Raw genomic sequence first — 19264 nt, forward strand, 5'->3', positions numbered from 1 at the left:
AGCATGGGAACATTAATGCAACGCTAGTGGATTATCTGCATTCAAAAAGAAATAACGGATATCCCTTTGCATATAATACTTATTTATCATTAATTTGTCTCTAAAAGATAAATGACTGCTTAAATTCTCAAAACTTTCATTTAATAATTTCATTGAAAACAAAACATTTACAAAACCATATTCAAGCACATCCCCAATTGATCTATCTTGCATCTCAATAGTTTTTTCTAAATTAGTTAGCATATTGGGCATCACATTTTCCCAATGTTCTTTTTCATTAATCACAATTTCTATGGCAGATGTTTCTTGCTTTAATCCTTGTCCCTTCTTTCAGTTAAATAGCCTTCTTTTTATGTAAGCAATCTTGCTGTCTAAACAATAAACGCTACTTAATAGTTTAGGCTTTTAATGGGTATCTGGCAATTTAGAAATGTCATGGAAGTCGGGATGCCTGAATAAAAAAAGAAAGGCATCATGCCTTTCTTCACAAGCGTCGTGTCAGCTAACAAGCTAATATCTACATTATTCTTGGACACGTTTTTAGGTTAATACCCACTGCAACCTTACTTCAAAGCTAATTCGGTAATCACTTTCATCCCGTTTCTTCCTCTTTCAAGAATAAATCGTTTTTGAAACACCATAAATTGACCTCTGAGTTTGTTTATAACATCTTGACGATATGTACACAACCCGATGTCAATCATAGTAACCATCTTATTCAAACATGGTCATGCCAGGGTTAACTTCTCTAAAAAAACTTGTTGTCCTCATATCACTTGATAACCACTCAAATAGTACTATCTGCAATCTCTTCCAAAACGCCGCGAAGCCCTAAAATCATCTGCTCGTCACTTGGCAAGCGGACTAATCGACGCTTCTGCACGACGTTCTCGACATGCGCCACTAACAGATTGTTCGCAAACTGGCGATGGTTGTTGGATGCAAACATGTCCTTCAGCGTAGCTCCCGTCAACTCGTTCTTCAGCGACTCGACAACCTGTTCCACCTCGCTGCCGCTCAGCAAGTAATCCTCCGCAATCTGTTTAAACCGCTCCTCCATAATCCACAGCATCTTGTTGACGTCATCTTCTATAAACATGCCCAACAGGGAGTCCGATGCTTTGCCTGCGAGACTTCCACCTGCGAATGCGCCGGCCAATCCGCCGACAAGACCGCCGATGGCCGTTCCGATGAACGGAACGGCCGAGCCCAAGGCCGCACCAGCGGCTGCTCCGCCTACCCAGCCCGCCGTTCCACCGCTGACCGATGCAGCGGTGTTCGTCATATTCTTGAAGAGCTGAGCGCTGGAAATTCTTCCCCGGAATATATTCACCACATCGACTGAAGATAACACGACGAACGAAACGCCGGCGGTAATGGCGTTCGATCGAAGCAGCTTAGCCGCGCTTTTCATTGCAGCTGCTCCATAAATGTTCGTGCCGCTGCGGAACGCATTGACGAGCAGGGCCGATGCCTTGGGTCCCATGACCTTCACGATTGCTTCAGAGCTTACGACCAACGCGCTGTTTAATCCGGCCTTAGACAACTGGCTGGAGAGAACCGCAGTTATGAACGCCGTACCTCCTACCTTTAGTCCCGCGTGCGTCGCCGTCTTGATCGCCTTGTCGAAGTCTTCGCCGTTCCAGATGGCCACCGCGAACGAAATGGCAGCGCTGATGCCGAAAGCCGAGAGCGAGATGATTGCGCCGTTGACCGCATCGTAGACGATTGATTCGACCGTTCCGAAGCGGGCGATATTTCTAGCTTGCTCGTAGGTAAAGTGGCCTTTGCGAATAATGTTCTTGGCCTCGGCCAGATCGGTAACGCCTGGAACTTGTCCGTTCCGGATTCGATTCTCCATGGCCTGGATCGCGGCATCATACATATCCGAAGGCACTTCGATCTGCATCGGACCTTCCGGAGTCATGTATTTCATCTTACCGTTCTCGAAACATTGCTGGATGCATTTGGATCCGCTATTGCGATATTTGGTCTGGACCGGACCTTATTCACGACACGGTCGGCCCCGTGCTTGTCGTTGCCGTCTCCGACAAGTCGAGCATCCTTGCCTGTAAACTTATCAAACAGATGATTCGCCCGTTCCGCTGCAAATCCATGACCTCTTGCTGTGCCGAACTTGTCTTGCCCGTAGAGCGTGCTGGCATTGCTAACGTTTCCATACACCACTCCTGCCGCAAAACCTGTTGAGGTATTACTTGTCAGTTTAGACATATCGACCTTCTGAAGCCGCCTGCGATCCTCTTCGTCCAATTGCATCATTCCGCTTGCTATTTGGAGAAAGAGATGAATGTTGCGTTTACTCCATAACGTCGTGTCAATAGTATGGACGCTATTATTCCTTGTCGTAATCTTCAATACCGCTATGTCCGGAATCGGATTGTAATCCAGACCTTTAATCGAATGAAACGGCACTCTGAACTTTTTGTCCCGATTTTTCGGCGAATGAACATAGAGCGCTTGATCCGTCAGGAAGATACCCTCTGCCACATTCGACCAATCCGCAAGCATGCATATGACGTCAGATCGCTTCTCTTGAATTATGCCCGTCTTCATCAAAGCATCCATTAACTTGGAATTGCGTGTCTGATTATAAGAAAATCCCCAGGTCGGAGAAGACCATGCCTTGGACCTCACGAAAAATGAACTCGCCGCATCTATCTCATAGACGATACGTTCGAGAATGGCTTTGGAAAGCATCGCATGACCCCTCATAAAGAACTAATCCTTTTAACCTTTTGCTTATGCGATTGGCTGAAGCGATGTAAGGTGCGATAATTCCTCCTCCGCCGCAGCGAGCGCTTCCTTTATTTCATTCATATGCAGAAGGTGTTTCTCCAGGTTGTCTTTGTTGTTGTCATAGTCTCTGATGATCTTGTCCAACTGGTTCTTAAGATTGGCTGAGAATAGGTTGAGTTGCCCGTCGACGAATTTGACATAACGCTCATTGGATGTACGGATATTGGCAGAGAGCTCTTCGATCAGCTTATCAATATGATCGTGCACATATTGGTTGAGACTGTCCCGAATCGGCGCAAGCTCAATGCGATGGATCTCCCGCGCACTAGCCCGATTGCTGAATAAATTTTTGAACAATCCTACTACCCCGCCGACAATGGCTCCCGCGATATTGCCGATACCCGGCAATATAATGCCCGAACCAAAGCCGATGCCGGCTCCTTTGAGGACATCCTTCATCATGCTTCCTTGCTCCTGCGTCTGCTCTTCCCGATGCGATTCGATGTTCTCCTCATCAATGTAGATCTGATTGGTCATCGTATGTTCTAAATCGCCCATGCGGAATACTTGGAACTGAAGATTCATTTTTTTGCCGACTATCGCGTTGGCTTCTTCCGACAAGTCGGCGAAGGCTTTAACGAGCTTGTCATTGATTTCCCCTTGCGTATCCATGACCGATCGTTGGATCTTATCCGTTTCCCGGTTCAACATGACTTGAAGCGCGGACACGACGGTTTGTTGCATGGATTGAACCTGCTCGATCAAATAATTCTGGTCCGGGCCTTGGACGTACTCCCGCGACATGTAGGTATTCAGTATCTCTTTGGACTGAGGAACCAAGGTATCCAGAATCCCGTTAATACGCTGCTTCAAAGCATCTATTTCCTGTTTCGGAATGTCTTTCAGTCTTTCGCCTTCTTGGCGAAGCTGTTCGATTCGTTTCTTGCTCTCTTGAACGATCGTCAACAATTCCGCGTTATTGCGGGTCGATAGCTCAATTTGGGATTGGACGGCATTCCGGGAATTGCCAATGACCTGCTGCAGGCGGTCCACGGCATTATCGACCAGTTTGACGCTGGCTGTGCCGAAAATTCTGTCGATTATATTGCTCTCGACATGAAGTATGCCGCTGTCTTCCAGAAGCTTCGCGGCAAACTGCTCCGGTTTCGGAACAACGGTGAAAAATTCGCCATCCATCTCCACTTCCCTTGCATACTTGACTCCATAATCCTTTTTCATCGCTTCTTTGGCTTCATCGGTCGCCGTTCCGAGCATGACGCTGCGCGCAAGCTGGGCTTGCTTGGCCGAGAAAGCAAATACCTGAGGATCCTGGATAATGGGCGCATACATCCGAATCAAGCTCCGCACGCTCTCGATGACCTGTTCGACGGTGCCGTCTTTGGCCTGCAGGGTATCGATCTTATTGACCAGGAAATAAATCTTGTTCTGGTCTCGCGCGAGATCCTCCCGATTCTCGAAGATGTTCCTCAAGATCGTTGCGTTGGTGTCCGTCTTTAATACTTGAAAATCAAGCAGCATAATCAATGCGTCGGAATCCCTTAATTTCTCCAGGGCGACTCGTTGAAGTTCGGATACATCCACGTCCGTTACTTGCGCTTCGTTCGGTCCCGGCGTATCGACAAGAATAAAATTTTGCACCAAATCACGGTATTGCGTCTGTTCGAGGGCAAGCACGGGGCTTTCCACAAAATATTTCTCGATGTATGGGACTTCGTTTGTAGCGCGGGAGGCTCTGACATCCAAATGGAAGTTTTGCTCGAGCGTACGTTCGGCATCCGCGGCAATTTTGACGGAGCGGCCATCTTTATATACTTTAATTACTTCCTCTCCACGCTTCGCCGCATGCTTGATTTCGGTGATGGCAGCCGTACAAGCCTGAGTTTCATTGGGAAGCAGATCCCTGCCGAGCAATGCGTTAAACGTTGTGGACTTGCCGGCCTTCATGGCGGCGATGATCGATACGACATATCGGCGATCATACAAATTGCTGCGGGTTTGAACGAGTATGGCTTGGGCTCGCTCGTCGTGTTTGAGAAAATCGTCTTTCTTAATGAATGCTTCAAGCTTGTCAATCAATGAAATGAGTCCCTGAATCTGATCGAGTTTCATATGATCCCTCTTTCCGAGTGTTCCATCGTTTTTTTGCATTACGCCTGCTGATTATCATATTCCAGCGGTTTGAAATTCCGCTTCGACTTATGCCTTTGACGCCATTTTTTTCGCTCTTCGTTTTATTTATAAGAATCGAAGTCGTCCGTTCGACATAGACGGCGTGCATCGCGTTCTGCATGCACTCATTCCTTGTCAAGATTCCCGACGCTTGATTTTTCAAAGAAATTCCATTACCGCCATTGGCGTTGGCCGCGTTCTGCTCAAAGACAATTTGGACATCATCTTCCGCCAGGATGCCATCGCCGCCATTCTCGCTTATTCGATTATTCATGATTGACGCGACGGATTCCCCTGTTATATGAATACCTGTTGACCGGCTTTTGACAATGCTGTTTCCGTCAGCTCTCACATTCGCGTTGCCGCTGAGCAAGAAACCTTGTCCGTTCTCGCTGGCGGTATTGGACAAGAGCACCAGACTCGTTTGACCGTCGGCTCTCAGTCCGATTTGATTGACGCTAATCAGGTTGGAACGAATGACGCATTCTGCCTTGTCCTCGCTCAGAATTCCGATTTCGCTGCCAGACACCCGATTGTCGACGAGCTCGGGACATGCTTGCTCACCTATGTAGATGCCCGTCTTCGCATTGCCCGTCACAGTGTTCCCCTGGACGATACAAACACTGTTGCTCCCAAGCAGAAGTATGCCTCTCTCCATGTTCCGGGAAACCCGATTCTCTCGAATAATCGCGCCGGCACGACCGTGCGCTTTCATGCCAATCTCATTCTCTTGGATGCTGTTGCCGGTAAGAACGGGATGGCTGCTTCCCCTGCACATAATGCCGACAGCGTTGAACTCCATACTATTCTCCGTTGCCTCGCCGGCGCCCGAGTCCCCATAGAGCAAGCCAACTTTATTACGCATCAGCCTATTCCGTGCAAGCACAGGTGCAGCTTGATCGTAAATGGCGATACCCTGTGCGTTTCCGCTGCAGAAGCTCTCTTCGACCTGAAGTTTTCCGTTGCTTCGAATTCGAATACCGTCAGCCGAACAACTCGCAATATCCAATGAATGAAGCGAGCCGCTTGACCGTCCATTCAACTCCATACCCGTCGATCCACCTTGGATATGGATGGAGTGAAAGTTGACGGCAGCGTCCTCTTCGGCCAAGATGCCCGTGGCGCAGGAAGATAACTTAAGTTCCACCGCGGTGCATAACGAGCTTCCTGCGAGGGTAATAGCTGTGTCGGCGTGATAAGTAAAGCGCGAGCGATGGAGCGTCAACTCTGCCTCATCTGAACAACTTACTCCTTTATCGGTATGCGAGCATTCCCCGTTCTCGATCACGGCCGAGGACTTCTTGGAAATTACGTAACCGACCTTTCCTTGCCTAACGGCTCCACCATGGCTCTTCAGCAGCGCTTGATCGGTGACGGCCATTCCTGTTCCATTGTTTTCGCAGACTGTATTTTGAAGACTAGGCTTAGCAGCCCCGCTGACCATAACTCCAATGTTGTTGTTCGAACAGACGTTATTGCCGAGGTTTCCTGCCGCGCTTTCGCTAACGGCTATTCCGGCGGCCCGGTTGCCAGCGCACCGATTATTGAACAACTCCGCTTCAGACTGGCCTTGAAGTAAAATGCCGTTCTCGTTATTCTCGCATTGGTTCTGAGATAGCCTAGGCTGTGCCTTGTCTAGCACGACGATGCCCGCTAGACGGTTGTCCACGCACGTATTAAGGTCCATTTGCGATTCGCTTGAGCCGCCTATGGATATTCCTGCCTCGTTGCCCTCGAATCTATTGTTCGTTACCTCGGGCTTCGCGCTCTCTCTCACTTCAACTCCAAACCGACTATTATCTCTGAAAGTATTATTGTGGAGCTTCCCCGTGGCTTCGCCCTGCACGAGCATCCCCGTCTGGTTACTCCGGCATTCATTGCCATAAATGTCCGGATTTGCTTCATTCTCGAATTGGATTCCCACGGTATTGTCTTCGAATAGATTTTTCAAGATTTTCCCCATAGCTTGCCCTCTGACCACTATGCCCGCCTTCTGATTCTGGTGAAACTGATTGCTTGATACGTAGGCAGCCGACGTGCCGTCGGTTGCTAATCCGGTGGCATTAGCTTTGAATAAGACACTTTTTATGACCGGCATCGCCTCGTCCGTCACATGAACAGCGGAACTTGTATGGCCTGCGAGCTCGCAGTCCGTTATGGTCCCCCCTGCTTTCCCGGCGAATTGCACGCCTGTCCCGTTCCTTTCGAAGCGGGTGTCGTTTAATTTAACTGCACTGCCGCCGGATCCTGTTATCCCGCTCTGCTTGCATTCCGTCAAATGGCTACCGTATACCCGCAATTGGCAATGATCCGATGCCTCGATACCGACCGAAAAGCGATTGAAGGTGCAATTCCGAATCTCCGCTTCCAGATTTCCTTCCAGGCGTAAGCCTTTCTGCCCGTGCTCGCCTTCAAAGGTGCATTCGTTAAAGGTCGCGAAACGGCCTCGAAGACTTACCGCCGGGCCGGAAGAGTGAACGGTTAAACGAACCTTCTCCATGGAGAACAGCGCTTCTTCACTCGCTAAATTGAACGCGCCTTTGGACTCCAATCGAATGACCGTATCGTCCCCTGCTCCTCGTATGACGAGACCGTGCTTAAGCTCGTGCCTCATCTTGATCGTGAATGTTCCGGCAGGGAGTTGAATCCGTTCATCGGGGCCCGAGCTTTGGATCAAGGAATCCAACAGACCGTTTTCAGGCAGCTTGCCAGGCTCCATGTGCACTAGGGAAGCAGTGTGCCGCAAGAAGGTATTCGTCTGCCGTGCAGTGCTCATAAAAATCGATTTGGATCGGAGTTCGCTTTCGTATCTAGCCAGCTCGGCCTCGATTTCTTTTTGACATGCTTGAGTCCGAGTCATCGCTTGCTTAATTGAGCTTGCAATCAAGACAAGCAAAGCTTTAGGGTAGCGTTCGTATTTCGCTTGAATGATCTCATCTTTCAGTTTTCTATCATACTTCTTGAGCGCCTCTCCCATCGCAAGCTTGGCATGTTGTACGGCGCTAGCAATCGAATATGAATAATTCGTGTCCGTAAAAAATAGCAAAAAGCTTTTGGTATGCGCTTCAGTCACGACTTCATCGCGAAACTTCTGATTGTTCAATCGGAGCGCATCCGCACGGTACTCGCGGAGCATGTCAGGATGTACATTCAGCGATTCCGGCATGGCATCAAGACGCAGACGCTCGCCTAATTCCTGCTGGAGCGTCATTAACTCCCGATTCAGTTCTTGCGCTCTTCTCCCGAAAGCAGCTGCCGTTTCGCCAAAGAAATTGCCCTTGCCTGTCGTCGACAGCTCGCTTCTAAGCGAATTGTACAATTCTAATGGATATTTCGAGGCCATATCCTCATACCACGCGTCAAAAAGTTGAAGGGCTGCGCTCCTAGCAGATGACGAGACAGGGTAGGCAGCCCCGGAACTCATGGCGGGGGGGACGGGAATGGACGGTATGGTATATTCGCGCGCGCTAAGCGCGGTTTGCTTCATTGAGGCCTTTCGCGTTAAGTCTTCAAAATCCTGTGTGGCTTTCTCCAATGCGAATTTGATGTTCTCCAGTGCTTTAAGCTGACGAACAGCATGCTCAATCCGTTCTGCGATCTCCTTCGTGACTGAATGGGTTGCCTCTTGCAACTGACTCATTCTATCCGAATATAGGCGAAGGGTGGACGAGAGTCTATTGCCTGCTTCTCTCTCCGCTTCAAGCTCCATATAATCGTAAAGATGACCGAGCACTTTCTCTTCCAGTGCAGAAAATCCGCTTTGCATGAAAATCAGTGCAAGGTTCTTCTCAGGAACTGCTTTGACCGTGACGTGCTCCCCGTCGATCAGAACCGTCCGTTCCGGCATGTATGAAAGCATAAATGGCCTTTGCGACTCCGTCAGTTCCCCTTTTGCGGTCAGTCGGGCTAATAGAGCTTTCCTTGCGCTTATAGGATACATGGGGTTGCCTTTATATCCCCAAGCGCGCAGCGTTCCCCTCACGTCTTCAACGAACTGCTCAATGCTAGCGTCCTTGCTTTCATCCAAACGGTCTACTTTATTGAGCGCAAAGATAACATGCGGGACAAGGTCCGGACGCAATCGTTGGAGCGAGGACAGAATCTTTCTGTTTTCTTCTGCCCGGTAATACTGCGTATCGATTATGTATAGGACAACCTTTGCTCTTGAAAGCGATTGAAGAAAAATGGATTCGAAATGGGCTTTCGTCAACCCGCCATGCTCCATCTCGTTCATGCCGGGAGTATCGACGAGGTGAAACGGCATCGCTTTGGGAGCCCTGTCTCTGAGAGCATCCAATTCGTACCGCACCTCGTAGGTGTACGGCTCATGCCACGGATTTCTCCTGCTGTCGCGGACATCTTCGTGGAACCTCTCCGCGATCCGTTCACCCGATATATATTCCGTTCGGTCAGCGAAACGCTTGGCCACCTTCCCGTCATGCGGGGCATGAATGACGTCCGTTGTCGTTAATGTGCATGCTTCGGTCTCATTCGGCATGAGGTCGGTGCCTAGCAGCGCGTTAATAAAGGTAGACTTTCCGCTCTTCATCGCTCCGATAACAGCAACCGTAAAAGGATTGCTGCCCGGGGATTCCGGTTTCAGCTTGCCTGGATCAATCAAGTCGCACAGCGCTGGCTCCATATTTAGGCAATTGGCTAGTAAGTCGTGTATTCGATCGAGATGACCGGTATAGCCGAATGACATCTGTTATGCTTGCTCCCCTCAATCAAATCCGCTTTCCTCTAATAAAGCAGTCCGAGGAATTCGCCAAACGAATCGGCGACAAATTCATAGGTGTATTCTTTTTCATGATTCCAGAACACAACAACCGGCTCGCCTTGACGATACTGATAATATAGACATAAGTAGTTGCCTGCCGAGTCCCCCGCGAAAGGAATCATGTTCGTTCCAATTCGGCCGCTTAGCCAGGATGACACCGCAAACACGTTGATCGTGTATTCCTTGGTAACCGGCAGGAACGATTTAATAGCAGCCCCCGTTCTTAGGTCCGTGTTAAAACGGGTCGGGCGAGGCCTTGCCCCATGATGTTGTAATTGCACGTCTATATATAGAGTTGGCAACTGGACGTCAAAAAACGATTCAATGGCTTTCATATCCGACATGCTCGCCCTCTTTTTCTCATCAGACCATTGCATGCGCGCGATTCCCTCATCCCTATCTAGAATCGGATCCACCACCCCATAAGGACCGGCCTCCATCATGTCCGGACTGCATATGCATCTGCTCATCGACGAGTTCCATCTGACCAGGAACTTCGGAATGATGCCATACATAGCCATCCGGCGTTTCCCCGCGCAATATTTGAGTGAGTTCGGCTTCGTTGAATTCACCGGCAAATCCAGGCTCGTATTGAACGGATGCGGCGAGTTGATGATTCATATAAGCGAAATGCTCCGCATCGGATTCCAAGTACATGTCAGGGGGCAATTCACCTGCATATACGAACGGAAAATCCGGAAAGACGCCTTCAATGATGTCCCCGCTCGGCATCGTGACGACGACTGATTCGTAAGGCACTCCCGATTCAGGGTGCTCCATTCCCACCAGGTGGTTGTTAATCGTATCCACGTGGTGGATGTCTTCTGCCGCTGGTTCATTGACATCCGTAGGCATGACGGTTTCTGAATCGAGGGGAAGGGCATGAACCGGGTCGACAGGGCCGCTTTCCGGCGCAGCTGAATTCGCTGCATCCGAACCATCCAAAATTTCAAATAGACCGACTCCGATCGTACCGGCGACGGTAAGTTTAAGAAGGTTGGAAACTCCACGCCTTACCTTGGTCCGATCGTTTGATGCAATCCCCCGTTTGACCTCTGTTCCATCCTTGATCAGCTGTCGCACGCCATGCTCGGTATTTGAAATCGTTTCTTCGATTTGTTTTCTAATCGTTACCTTCCCGGAGGCAAGCTTCTCTTCATCGTGGTCAACCAGGCCGGCCCCGATCGTCAGCGCACCATCAGCCAGATTTCCAAACGATTCGAAAGTATACGCGGTCGACTGTTTAATCCTCTGGCCGAGTTCCCTTAGCGTTTCATTTTTTGCGAGATTCCCGATATTTTGAATAGAACCGCCTAAGACTTCCCCTACAGACTCTCCAAATATCTTGCCGGCCTTATTCAGAGACATGGCTATCCTCCTATCCATGGATTTGTTATTGATTAGGTATTTTACAGGAGATTTATAGTCATATTTTTAACCGCTAGCGGGTCTTTTGTTCAGTATTTAAACAGGACTATATTCCTTGTTTTCGACATGAGACATCAAATCCCTCCTAAAGGAGTGAATTATTCACATTCCCATAATTAATTCAAAATATCTAAAGAAATATAAATGATGATATAGCCGTCCAAGCATAATTAACATGTTGAGAGAAGAAAAAAGCACATTAACGCTGGAATATCCAATTATTCGCGATCCAGTTATTTGTGAAACTGAAGGGGCTGTCTCAAAAGTAAAGATCGTTCGCTTGATGAAATAGCTCACTTGTTGAATGAACGTCAAAAATGAAGAAATGGAGGTGCTAGAGTGTTATACCCCCCCCCCATTTCTAGCTTTAGGTCTATTACCGCCTTCTTGTGCATTTTGTGGGCGAGCGAAAGCCACCCGACCTTAACGCTTACATTAGGTAGGCCTCGAAGCAGGAAACGTCGGGATCCCCGATTATTTTTCATTTGTCCACGCCTATCAGCCCTTGGACCAACTCCATGGAAGAATGTGAACCCTTCGAAACAGGGATTTTAATAAAATAAATATGATTGTCCGATTAATGGCAGGATCAAGTAAAACAAAAACCGACTCTACGGAGCCGGTGTTTTTCATTTTCTAGAAAAATCTTTGATATAATGATTTCGAAGTTATATCATCAAAGGAGAAAATAATGAAATATTATGACCGTGTGTATCAACCGAAATCAATTAAAATAATTCCTATGACTAACAGAGAAGATATGGAGCCTGAATTTTCCAACAAGACGATTCCTGAATTACAAAAATTATTCTTCATCGATCGTCTTCCTTATGGCAAATATCGTTACCGTGAAAAAGCTGTCGCTGATATTGAAGGAACTCTGGTATTATTTCAATTTGCAAGTCACATTATTGCAGCCGGGATATTAGATAAACGTATTTCAGAAATAGACGATACTTACAATGGTTACTATCTTTTTTAACCGGACTCGATTGTAACATTTGATCCGATTGATAAATTTGAATTCCGTAAAGTGAGTCCAGATTTTCTACACTTCGGAAGTGTTATCAAAAATGTTGATACGGAACTATATCCTTCCCTTCTTGATTTATTGTATAGCAGAAACATCAAATACTGTTATCAGTTTTCGGATCAAGAAGACGATCACTATCAAACCGATGTTGAAAACGCAGTGGAAGGTCAAAACATCCTCGATGACGAACCTATTGATATCCCTGATGTCACCAGTCAGACTGTAACAAAGCTGCCGCGAAATTCAGCCGTAGGCAAACAAGTTTTGGAGAGTTCTTATTTTCAATGTGAATATGATGCGAACCATCGGTGGTTTATCAGTAGAGTGACAGGTGAAAATTATATCGAACTGCATCATCTAATTCCTATGGTGTTCCAAAGTCGCTTCTCTTATAGTCTAGATGTTCCATCCAACGTTGTTCCTCTTTGTCCCTTATGCCATAAAACACTTCATCATGGAACGGCTGACGAGAGAAATCCAATTATACGTAAATTGCATCAGAATAGAAAAGTGAAGCTTAAACTTCGCAAAATCCCTATAACAATTGATTCACTAATTTCTATGTATTGATATAAGGGGGGGTAACTGCTTTAAGTCCACGTTATGATCTATTTGTAATAGCAGCAAAAAAATTATAAAACCACTCAAAAACGAACTTATCAAGCTGAACAAATCATTGATTAAAAAAGCCGCCGTGACTGGCGGTGAGCATTATCAAACGTTTTATATATTTTCAAATACCTTTACTCTGCAGTAAAAGGTGTTCGGCTTCATTCTTTGTCTTTTCATTGCTTCAACAGCGGTCATTTGACCGCTTTTCCACACAGCATAAACCTCTGCAAATTCCGCATCTAGGGCTATCTTCGGTCTCCCGAACTTAACACCTCGCTTAGTGCTACATCAATTCCTTCGCCCTGCCGCTGCTTGATATTTCCACGCTCCAACTCGTAAAGCGCACCGAATACGGTCAGCATAAATGTCCCTTTGGTGTGCTGGTGTCGATCATTTCTTTAAGTGATACAATCTGTACACCTTTGGCATTCAAATCTATTACAATGGTCAAAAAGTCCAGCGTATTACGCGCTAGCCGAGAAATCGATTCGATTGTTTATACGACATCGCCTTCTCGTACAAACCCAATCATCGCTTTTAGCTACGGGCGATTACGATCTTTGTCGTATACTTTTTCGCTAAAGTATTTTCTATGCCATGTGGCTTTAATGCCTCCAGCTGCTGTTGTCATTTTAATCCAATACCGAAACCCTTACATAAACCACTTTCATATGAAAACTCATTAAATAATATTTCAAAACCTATTAATTATTTTTGACACATTTCAAAAATAACATTCTGAAATTTCAAAATACTAATTCAAGGCTTTTTTAACTATGTCAAAAAGTAGACTTTTTGTATCAGTAATTATATTTGAAAAGATGCATCAATGCGATACTCCCTCGTTGATAAATGACAATGCTGTAATATCGTTCTGATCCCAAAACCGTAACAGTATTAGGGTGACCATCACGTATTGACATGTATATTTATCCATGCTATATTCGTATCAACAAGACGGTCACCATCACGGACAAAGGAGTGGTGTTAAGATGAATATCTTTCAGATCAAGACTAAGCCAGAAGGCATAGACAGAACACGGGAAATGATTGGTGATGGTAAAACAGGCAGAGTGGAATTAGGTTGGGCTGAGACAGGCGATTTATTAGACGCGAGTAAAGACGACATCCGCGATAAGCTTGCTACTGCGCCGTTTAACTACACCGGACAGAGCTTAAACACGAACCTGGGCACCGTCAACTGCTTCGTCAACACAATCGTCGTAGGCGACCTAGGGCTTATTGTAGAAGGCGATAAAGTTCATGGTGGCATTCTAGGACCTTATGAGTTCAAAGATGGTTACCATACAAGATCCATCGAATGGAAGTTTATCATCTACAAGGACGACTTAAACCAGCACGTACGATCCTTCGTTGAGAACCGCACATCATGTACAAAATTCAAATTTCCATTTGAAGTATCGGAGCTTGAGCAATACTTGAATCAATCTCCCATCCCGTTTCCGAATAAGACGTTACAAGTGACGGTCAACGTAGATGAGCTTGTACAGAAATCCTTGGAGATTTTATCTGACGAGCTTCAATCCGGAGATCGCGACCGCCAAGTTAGTGCGGCGGTCGAAATTCTCCGCTTCCTAAGAAAATAACATTTAATGGAGGGATGTTATCATGCTGAATTCTATCGAGGAGAAGTAAATCTTTGATTTGCCACAAAGCCGTAAAAAGGATTATTCATGCTGACGGAAACAACTATCTGACCAAAATTACAATGAAATACGAGCTGAGTTGTTCTGACGAATTGATTCCGATTACGTGCAAACATCGAGCTGGAATCCTGGTTCCAATTGGCATGGTACTATATTTGAGCCTTTGTACCACGCAACAAATAAGAATGAAATCCATGCCGCCGTCTTCTTTGGATTAATCTTATGGCAGGGTTATGATTGATCATGATGATGTATGGTACTTTCACAAGAGTGAAAACATCAGAGGTGCCTTTTACTTCAACGGAGTATTTAGTGAGTCTTTTTTTACAAATACCCTGGCTCAGGAAGTGACACCGGGGTATTTGTAAGAACATTTTAGCGGATATATTCCAGCTCTACGAAACATTTCATGCTGAACGCCAAAGATGGTCACTTCGATTAGATAAGACAACCAAACGTCGCCTTGCATCTGTTTATTATCCGATATGTAGAACACCATGTATATCACAATCCAACTGTACGTATTCTTCTTCTAATAACGGTAGCATGTTGTTTCATTTATTATCATTAATTATTAAGTCCTAACTTATTCAAATAAATCTCTACAAGCTCCTTCAATTCAGAATCAACCAAACTCCGGGCCTCTATTCGATAGGCACTTCTTGCTGCTTCAAATGCTTCATTATATTCTATCTGTGAGTTATCTTTTGCTTCCTCTTTCTTTAATTTCATAATAAAATCACTTGGAGGATGTGCTTCTCTAATTAGACAAACTTCAATTGTATACTTTCTAATTTGATCAAAATCACTGAGGATCAACGAAGCAAACGGATCATCTAATAAATTCTCAATCTTATCATTACTCATATAAGAAGCATTATTTTCTTTTTCACTGACCTCATTAATTCCACATGACATCTTATATAGATAGGTATGAATCTTTTCAGATACAGGCATAATAAGATAGGCTAATTGTAAAACAATATTGACAGCAGTGCGATACCATAGAAGTTCATCTTTCATTAATATTTTTTCCACTTCTTCACCATTTTCTTCTTTCTTCAAAATGGTTTCTACATTATTTCCCAAGGGAATCCTGCAAAGAAAATTGATCAACTCAATTCTCCCAAAAATGTCCGGCAATAATAAGAGTAAACTTAAAACTTTAAACACATTATCTTTGTTATTAAAGTGATTCAAATTTGCTCTTGCAATAGATTTAATTAAATGAATATTATACTCCCTTTCAAATAAATAAATATTCAAACCTTTAATATCTGGATCAATTTGAATATTATATTCACGCCAAGTGTGAATATACTTAGCGATTTTATCCTTTTTAATTTTAGTCAGAGAAGTTTTTCTTTTAAGAACCGTATGCCCCTCACCATAATTTGCACTTACATATCCGATGAATGGCCAGATGTCATATTTAACAACAAATTTGTCATTTGAACCCTCTAGATCAAAGTAAGCACCCAGATTTCCATTTTTCTTTTTTAGATTTCTACTGTAGTTTGTAGGGCCCTGCACAAATTTGGTTTCTTTATTTTTCTCATTCTCTGGAACTAAACTAAATAATATATTTCTTGAATCTGTCATCAGCTTATTCTTTTTTATTTCATCAGCATGTTGGTAATTAATTCCGCAAGAAGTTTTGAATACAACGTACTCTTTTAAATACTCCTTGAACTCGTTAATTATTTTAAAGCTATACTCATCTGATAGATATCCAAATAATTTCCCATGTGGAAAGAATACATCAAGATCCTCCAAAATAATAGAAGCCATTTCAATTGTATTATGGTATGCTTCCTGTCCATCATATTGTTTGTACAGAGTGGGGAATTCCAACTTATCAATTATCTCCAGGTATTCTTCTGTGCTAACAATTTTCTGAATAAACTTCATTAGTACCTCCTACGAACGTATAGTTATGAGATTAATAAATATTGATAAGACAATTTGTCAAGTCAATGTTTATTTGAACTATTTCAAATGTACGTTTGGGAACTGAATATATCCTGCTGCCATGCCCTATCGAGGGAATTGAATATTTCGATGAAATAGAACCATATTTCGGTGGTGGGATCTATTTCACGAGGTGGCTCCCGTCAATCACTTAATGAGTCCTTCTCTTTTGCGCATTTAATTCGCACCTTTAATCTTTATTGTATTTGAGGAATCCACATTGATGTGAACGCCGATGGTGAAATACCCAATATAAACTTTATTTAGTGAGTTGAGCATTCATAACCATAAATCAACCGTGTATTCACTTGAAATGAATACAAGGCTGACTCAGATAATCTACACTTAGTTATTAAAAAACCTCAAGACATCCTCGGTTGTACTCAGTATTTTATGTTCCTCTACCTTCATTTTCCTGGCCAGAACCACGCTGTTAGCTGCCAATTTCTCGCCCGCAAGCGTCTGGTCGTAGGCATTTCTTGTCAAAAGATTTAATTCCTCATACTCATCATATATTTTTGCTAAGATCCCTCGATACTGCACATCTAGCGTTGCAATAGCCGAGTAGTATTTTTCGCGAATTTCAGCGGTAGAAACTTTCAAATCGTATGTCAGATCAGACATAAAAACAGACAGTTTTGATATGATTTCTGCGTAATGGTCAATCGCATATGCCACGGTAACAGACACAATGCCTGTAACAATGCCTCCTAGTACCCCTCCGATTAGATTTGCAAAAGGGGCAAAAGGGGTCGTTTTCAAATAAATAACAAACGATTCAGTCAGTATAACGCCTAAAGTAGTAGTTACCGATACAGCGATAATTTTAGACGCCTCTACTAATGCTTCTTTTTTCGAAATTCCTTTCAACGGATTAATTAAAAGCTTCACAGCCTTTATTAAGGCATGAACGCCTTCATTTAATACACGTACTACGTTCTTAGCTGTTGTTGCGAACGTATTAATGAACACAGTCAGGAGATTGCCTATAAAACCGCTAATAAACCCATCCGTAAAAGATATTAATATGGCCTTTGACTTGGCTAGCATATGTATCGAAATTTTTTTACAGGCTTCTTTGAAGCCAGCAATTTTTGCTTCTATAGAATTTAACGTTTGATAACGTTGAAAATATGCCTTCATCTCTATCATTAATGCCTCTTGGAGTTCGTAAATAAACAAACCAATTGCCTGCTTTTGTGCCATTGCAAAGCCTTGTGTAACGCCAGTCGAGGTCACATTTTTAATATAATATTTAGTTTCGGCTTTATTAATACTGGAATCGACATGCCTACGAGCCTCATCATGCTTCGTTCTTGCTCTTTCAACATCGATCCCGTAATATTCGGCATTAGTAACCGAAGAATCTTTTTTGTTATCTTTGTTCATCCATGTAATAAGGTCATGTTCGCCTTTCGACTGATTTAGGCTGCTGTCTGCCCATGCTAAATTTTTTTCATCGACAGCCATTGCCCCTCTTTCTTGATCGGACATGTATAACCTTGCTCTATCGTTGTGCTGGATCTCACTTGCGGAAACGATATGATCGCGATGCGCTCGACCATCCTTGGGAAGCGTCTTACCTGTATAATCGTCTTTAATGACTTCATTTTGTTGAAAGGCATTCTTTCTGTTTTTCGGGAAATCTTGTTCATACACTTTTTTTCGCATCTCTTGCGAGTAGTTTTTCGTAAACCGTTGCTCATCTACTTCATTGGCAAAAACAGCGCTATTCGCATTATGAAGTGTAGTAACATTCCCCCCTCTTTTGTAAATATCGAATATTGGCCCTAGGCCGAATTGTTGAATGATATTCGTCAATACAACGTCCTTGTATTGGATAAGCAATTCACGAATATAATTTTGATCATTATTTTGATTAATTATGTTCAAATCAGACCCATATTTAACATCTATAAACTCTGCAAAAGAAGACATTTGCTCCCTCCTTATTCTTGAGCGCCAATCGGCCTATTTAATAATTCCCCTGCCGAATGCGTGTTATTAATTAACACCATAAGAGAAGATAGCAATGCCGTATCTTTAGAAATTTGTTTCATATCATGATTGTATACCGTTGTTTGATCCACTACCTGATAACACATGCTATCCAACTCTTTTTTCGTTTTCACGATTAAAGAATTCGTTTTTTTGATTTCCTCAACTGTAGCTTTTAACATCTGCGTATGGGCCTTGATTTCTGTTGTTTTGTTAAATGCTTCCTCTGCGGCCTTTTTATTTTTACTACGCGCAAATAAACCGGCGCCAACAAGTGCTGTTCCGCCAATGACCCAGCCCACTGGCCCTGCAAGCGCAAGAAAGGTTGAACCAGCTGTCATGCCTCCGCCACCAGCTACAACTGCCCCTCCACCAAGCCATGCTAATGCAGCGTTCGTTGCAGCCGCACCACTTAATGCAGAAATGGCTGTACCTGTTGAGGCTGTTCCGAAAGTCATGGCTACAGCCATTGCCGCTGTTGGACCAAATGCTGCTACTCCAGCCCCAGCCGCTACACCTGCTGCTCCTAAACCAGTCGACGTTTTCGCCGTTTTATCGAATTCCGCTTTAATTTGGAAGATTGCATTTTCAAACTTTTTAAATTCGATTCTAATTTTTTCAATCTTTACAATAATATCCTCAGGCTTATTTTTCATGCTGTTTAAATAAGACCACGAATGATTAATTGTAGTTTTCAGCTTTTCCTTGTTATTTTGAAGAGTTTCGGATTCTTTCACTACCGATTTCATAGCTAGCTCGTGTGTGTGATAAGCGTATTCATATTCGACAATTGCTTCCTTCTTCAACTTTCCATTAAACATGTTTATC

At 44.3% G+C, this 19264-nt stretch carries 13 protein-coding genes and 1 pseudogene; 2 read left to right on the top strand and 12 right to left on the bottom strand.

The features are described 5' to 3' along the window. Nucleotides 1–12: 12 nt before the first annotated feature. From B1748_RS36620 to B1748_RS38190, 8 genes and pseudogenes are all read right to left on the bottom strand, one after another. The gene (locus tag B1748_RS36620; protein WP_143810436.1) at nucleotides 13–252 is read right to left on the bottom strand and encodes a hypothetical protein; all 240 of its coding nucleotides are present in this window, start codon (nucleotides 250–252) and stop codon (nucleotides 13–15) included. Nucleotides 253–787: 535 nt separating this feature from the next. Then, nucleotides 788–1936: a hypothetical protein gene (locus B1748_RS33105; RefSeq protein ID WP_218781685.1), complete on the bottom strand. Its 1149-nt coding sequence runs from the start codon at nucleotides 1934–1936 to the stop codon at nucleotides 788–790. Continuing rightward, nucleotides 1933–2718, bottom strand: a complete 786-nt coding sequence (locus B1748_RS33110; RefSeq protein WP_087572247.1) for a hypothetical protein — start codon at nucleotides 2716–2718, stop codon at nucleotides 1933–1935. The genes B1748_RS33105 and B1748_RS33110 overlap by 4 nt, the downstream gene beginning before the upstream one ends. Nucleotides 2719–2760: 42 nt before the next feature. Beyond that, the gene (locus B1748_RS33115) at nucleotides 2761–4887 is read right to left on the bottom strand and encodes a dynamin family protein (protein ID WP_179215950.1); all 2127 of its coding nucleotides are present in this window, start codon (nucleotides 4885–4887) and stop codon (nucleotides 2761–2763) included. Then, nucleotides 4847–9652 (bottom strand): right-handed parallel beta-helix repeat-containing protein, encoded by a 4806-nt coding sequence (locus tag B1748_RS33120; protein WP_087572249.1) that lies wholly within the window; start codon nucleotides 9650–9652, stop codon nucleotides 4847–4849. Before B1748_RS33120 ends, B1748_RS33115 begins: the two co-directional genes overlap by 41 nt. Nucleotides 9653–9690: 38 nt before the next feature. Continuing rightward, on the bottom strand, nucleotides 9691–10071 hold the full coding sequence (locus tag B1748_RS33125) for an SMI1/KNR4 family protein (RefSeq protein WP_179215951.1): 381 nt from the start codon (nucleotides 10069–10071) through the stop codon (nucleotides 9691–9693). A 52-nt stretch (nucleotides 10072–10123) separates the two neighbouring features. Beyond that, nucleotides 10124–11095 (bottom strand): HNH endonuclease, encoded by a 972-nt coding sequence (locus B1748_RS33130; RefSeq protein ID WP_179215952.1) that lies wholly within the window; start codon nucleotides 11093–11095, stop codon nucleotides 10124–10126. Nucleotides 11096–11466: 371 nt separating this feature from the next. Further along, nucleotides 11467–11646: pseudogene (locus B1748_RS38190) on the bottom strand (hypothetical protein); the annotation flags it as partial. A 200-nt stretch (nucleotides 11647–11846) separates the two neighbouring features. On the opposite strand from B1748_RS38190, the gene B1748_RS33140 reads away from it, so the two are divergent. Continuing rightward, the gene (locus tag B1748_RS33140; protein ID WP_087572252.1) at nucleotides 11847–12137 is read left to right on the top strand and encodes a hypothetical protein; all 291 of its coding nucleotides are present in this window, start codon (nucleotides 11847–11849) and stop codon (nucleotides 12135–12137) included. Nucleotides 12138–13155: 1018 nt separating this feature from the next. On the opposite strand, the gene B1748_RS38155 is transcribed toward B1748_RS33140, so the two are convergent. Continuing rightward, a complete protein-coding gene (locus B1748_RS38155; protein WP_087572253.1) occupies nucleotides 13156–13293 on the bottom strand; it encodes a recombinase family protein in 138 nt (45 codons plus the stop codon). A 499-nt stretch (nucleotides 13294–13792) separates the two neighbouring features. Here B1748_RS38155 and B1748_RS33150 point away from each other — a divergent pair, with 499 nt between their 5' ends. Next, nucleotides 13793–14407, top strand: coding sequence for a hypothetical protein (locus B1748_RS33150; RefSeq protein WP_087572254.1), 615 nt, complete (start codon nucleotides 13793–13795; stop codon nucleotides 14405–14407). A 627-nt stretch (nucleotides 14408–15034) separates the two neighbouring features. On the opposite strand, the gene B1748_RS33155 is transcribed toward B1748_RS33150, so the two are convergent. The 3 genes from B1748_RS33155 to B1748_RS33165 all read right to left on the bottom strand — a co-directional run bounded on the left by B1748_RS33155 (nucleotide 15035) and on the right by B1748_RS33165 (nucleotide 19257). Next, a complete protein-coding gene (locus B1748_RS33155) occupies nucleotides 15035–16378 on the bottom strand; it encodes a hypothetical protein (protein WP_087572255.1) in 1344 nt (447 codons plus the stop codon). Between the two features lie 405 nt (nucleotides 16379–16783). Continuing rightward, nucleotides 16784–18376 carry an ECF transporter S component gene (locus B1748_RS33160; RefSeq protein ID WP_087572256.1) on the bottom strand — a complete coding sequence of 531 codons (1593 nt, stop codon included), beginning with the start codon at nucleotides 18374–18376 and terminating at the stop codon, nucleotides 16784–16786. 11 nt (nucleotides 18377–18387) lie between these two features. Further along, a complete protein-coding gene (locus tag B1748_RS33165; RefSeq protein ID WP_143810439.1) occupies nucleotides 18388–19257 on the bottom strand; it encodes a DNA polymerase III subunit gamma/tau in 870 nt (289 codons plus the stop codon). Nucleotides 19258–19264 lie beyond the last annotated feature (7 nt).

Source organism: Paenibacillus sp. MY03, from assembly GCF_002165585.1.
In the GTDB taxonomy this organism is placed as follows: domain Bacteria; phylum Bacillota; class Bacilli; order Paenibacillales; family Paenibacillaceae; genus Pristimantibacillus; species Pristimantibacillus agaridevorans.